The organism is Reyranella sp., from assembly GCF_004296935.1.
Lineage (GTDB): Bacteria > Pseudomonadota > Alphaproteobacteria > Reyranellales > Reyranellaceae > Reyranella.
In genome coordinates this window covers 1-3,400 of sequence record NZ_SCVH01000062.1, presented here as the reverse complement: position 1 = coordinate 3,400, position 3,400 = coordinate 1, and the positions used below count along the sequence as shown (strand labels likewise).

At 65.0% G+C, this 3,400-nt stretch carries 4 protein-coding genes; 2 read left to right on the top strand and 2 right to left on the bottom strand.

The window, feature by feature from the left end; translation table 11 throughout:
- Both EPO55_RS08320 and EPO55_RS08315 read right to left on the bottom strand, forming a co-directional pair.
- Positions 1–793: MmgE/PrpD family protein (locus EPO55_RS08320; RefSeq protein WP_296336160.1), on the bottom strand; the 793-nt coding region annotated here is incomplete at its 3' end.
- Positions 794–860: 67 nt separating this feature from the next.
- Positions 861–1,466, bottom strand: a complete 606-nt coding sequence (locus EPO55_RS08315; RefSeq protein ID WP_296336159.1) for a class I SAM-dependent methyltransferase — start codon at positions 1,464–1,466, stop codon at positions 861–863.
- A gap of 93 nt (positions 1,467–1,559) precedes the next feature.
- Here EPO55_RS08315 and EPO55_RS08310 point away from each other — a divergent pair, with 93 nt between their 5' ends.
- Both EPO55_RS08310 and EPO55_RS08305 read left to right on the top strand, forming a co-directional pair.
- On the top strand, positions 1,560–2,579 hold the full coding sequence (locus tag EPO55_RS08310) for an extracellular solute-binding protein (protein ID WP_296336158.1): 1,020 nt from the start codon (positions 1,560–1,562) through the stop codon (positions 2,577–2,579).
- Between the two features lie 15 nt (positions 2,580–2,594).
- On the top strand, positions 2,595–3,400 hold an 806-nt coding region (locus EPO55_RS08305), incomplete at its 3' end, for an ABC transporter permease subunit (RefSeq protein WP_296336157.1).

Sequence of the window (3,400 nt, the reverse complement as noted above, 5' to 3'; positions counted from 1 at the left end):
AGAGATTGTTGCGCAGGTGCCAGCCGGCCGGCGGTTCGCCGAGAGCGGCATCGGCATTCATGTGATCGCTCTGCGAGGAGGCGAAGCCCTGGTCGCATTCGAGTGAATCACCGCGCGCGGTAAAACCCTTGGCCGCCAACCGCGCCGCGCGCAGGCCATGCTCCGAGGCGGTGCCGGCGTGCAGCGGTTTGCACATGGTGCCGAAGTTGGATTTGAGGCCGGCGGCCTGGGTGGCGGCGATACCGAAAGCGACGGCAAGCTGCTTGTCGCTGAGGCCCAGCATGCGGCCGGCTGCGGCGGTGGCCGAGAAGGAGCCGACCGTGCCGGTGACATGGAATCCCTTCTGGTAGTGGCTGGGCGCCACGAGGCGGCCGACGCGGCCTGAAGTTTCGTAGCCGGCGACGAAGCTCTCGATGAAGAGGCGTCCGGAGGCCTTGGTCTGTTCGCCCAGGGCGAGCAGGGCGGGGACCACGGTCACGGTCGGATGCCCGCCCATGGCGAAATTGACGTCGTCGTAGTCGAGGGCGTGGCTGGCGGCGCCATTGATCAAGGTGGCGGCCGACGGCAGCACCCGTTCGGGGCGGCCGACCAGGGTCGCCGGTCCCTTGGCGCCATCCTCCAGCGCCTCGGCCACCAGGATGTCGGTGAGTTCCTCCTGAGCGCCGGCGACGGTCACGGCGAACCAGTCGAGCAGGCACTGCTTGGTGCGCTCGATCAAATCGTCCGGCAGGTCGTTCCAGGCGAGATGGGCGGCCCGCTTGGCGATCTCGGCAGTGACGGGAACGGCGGTCATGGAGCCTCCTTCGATCAGGCGCCGGAGTGTCGGACACCGGCTGCCGCCTTGTCCACTTCGGCGGGCGTCAGGGCTTCCGCGCAACGATATGGAAGATGTGCCAATGCTTGGCCGTGCCGCGCGGCGTCACCCCATCGGCTTCCTCTTCCTCGAACATTTCTAGATCGAAACCTTCGAGCATGGAGAGGGCATTCTCGCGACTCAGGAAGGTGATGCCCGGCCGGCCGACCCAGCTGTCGCGCGGGCCATACCATTGGCCGCTGAAGCGGCCGCCGGGCGGAAGTCCTTCCCGGATGCGGCCCCAAAGATCGTGAAAGGCCTGCGGCTCGCAAAGCGGCATGGCGAAACTGGAGTTGATCAATTGCACACCCAGGGGGATCGGGACCTCTTCCAGCCGGGCAACGACGGCGGTCACGTCGCTTTCGGGTGGCAAGGGCCGTGCCTGCAGCTGCCGCAAGGCCTCGGGTTCGGCATCGACGGCGATCACGCGCCAGCCGCGGCGCAGCATCTCGACGGCGTCCCGGCCGTCACCGCAGCCCAAGTCGAGCGCGAGTGCGCCAGCGGGCGTCGTGCCAAAGTTGTCGAGCGCAGCCAGCAGCGTACGACGCGGCGGGCGGTCCCGCAGCTTGTCGTAGTAGGCGGCCCAACCGGCGGATCGCTCGTCTTCCGTCATGCGCTTCCTCTGGACGCCCCGCGCTTGTCGCGTGGCGCTTCGTGTGATCGTATCTCATCCAACAAAAATAAGACCATTGTCAGGGAGGAAATCATGAAGATTCTGGTACGTCTTGCCATCGTGGCTGCTCTTGCCTTGCCGCCTGCGGCAGCGCGCGCTGACATGAAGGCACTTGCAGAGGCCGCCAAGAAGGAAGGCGAGCTCACCTGGTACATCGCGCATTACACGTCGGAAGGCGCAGAAGACCTCGGCCGAGGATTCACCGAGATGTCCGGCGTCAAGGTCAATGTCGTCCGGACTACGGCGCAGGTGGCCTACCAGCGCCTGCTTCAGGACATCAAGAACAACCAGACGATCTGCGACGTGTTCTCGTCGACGGACGTCGGCCACTATGTCCGCCTGAAGGCCGAGGGTCGGTTCGACAAGTATGTCCCCGAGACATCGCCGAAAATCCTGCCTGCCTTCCAGAATTTCGACCCGGACGGCTTCTACCACACCACGTCGGCCGGACTGGTGACCCTGACCTACAACACGTCAAAGGTGAAAGCCGAGGACGCGCCAAAGAAATGGCAGGACCTGTCCGACATCAAATGGAAAGGCAAGGTGTCGATCGGACATCCCGGCTTCTCCGGCTATGTCGGCACCTGGGTGCTGACGATGAAGAAGCTCTATGGCTGGCAGTACTTCGAGAAGCTCGAGAAGAACAAGCCGCAGATTGGCCGCTCGATCAACGATACCGTGACGGCGCTGAACGCCGGTGAGCGGCAGGTCGCCGCCGGCGCCGACGGTTCGACGCTGTTCAGCGCGGCGCGCGGCAACCCTTTGGCTGTCTCCTATCCGACTGACGGTGCCGTCCTCATCATCGCGCCGTCGGCGATCATGAAGGGCACCAAGCACCCCAACGCCGCCAAGCTCTTCATGGAGTACCTCTATTCGGTGGAAGCCGCGAAGATCAACGCCAAGCACTTCGCCATTCCGCTGCGGCCGGAAGTGCCCTCGCCGCCAGGCGCCAAGCCGATCAGCGAGATCAAGACGATCCGTCCGACAGTGGCGGAGATCGACAAGGGCATTCCCGAGGTGATCGAGCAATGGCGCGACACGTTCGGCAACTGACCGCCGGCGACTGAAATGGCTGTCACGGCGCCCACGATGGAGGCAATACCGGCGCGCGTGCAGCGCGCCAGCAGGTTCGATTCGACCTGGCTGCTGTGGATCGCGATCATCGCGGTTCTGCTTTTCCTGGTGGTGAGCCCGTTCGTCTATCTCGTGCTCACCAGCTTCCAGGCCGAACGAACCGGCGATTTCACCCTCTCGAACTACGCCACGGCCTACGGGCGGGCGCGCTACATCGATGCGCTGTTCAACTCCCTCAAGCTCGGTGCGGCTTCGGCGGCTCTGGCGGGGGTCTTCGCCGTGCCGCTGGCCTGGGCCGTTGCCCGCACGAACATGCCGGGCCGCGGCTTCACGCGCATGCTGGTATTGGCGACCTTCATCACGCCGCCCTACACCGGCGCGGTCGCCTGGATCCTGCTGGCCGGTCCCAACGCGGGATGGCTCAACAGGTTCTACATGCTGGTGACGGGCGCCGAGGCCGGGCCCTTCAATATCTACAGCTTCACCGGCCTTGCCGTCGTCATCGCGCTCTATTCGTTCCCCTACATCTTCATCTTCACCACGGCGGCGCTGGAGCTGGTGTCATCGGAGATGGAGGATGCCGCCAACATCCTGGGGGCGGGACCGTGGCGAACGATGCGGAAGGTGACCCTGCCGCTCGCCCTGCCGGCAATTCTCGGCGGCCTGATCATCTGCTTCCTCGAGGCGATCGCCCTGTTCGGATCCCCGGCCATGATCGCCATCCCGGCACGCTTCAACGTCGTGACGACACAGCTCTACCAGTTCTTCGGCAACCCCGTGCGCGTCGAGGTCGCAGCGGC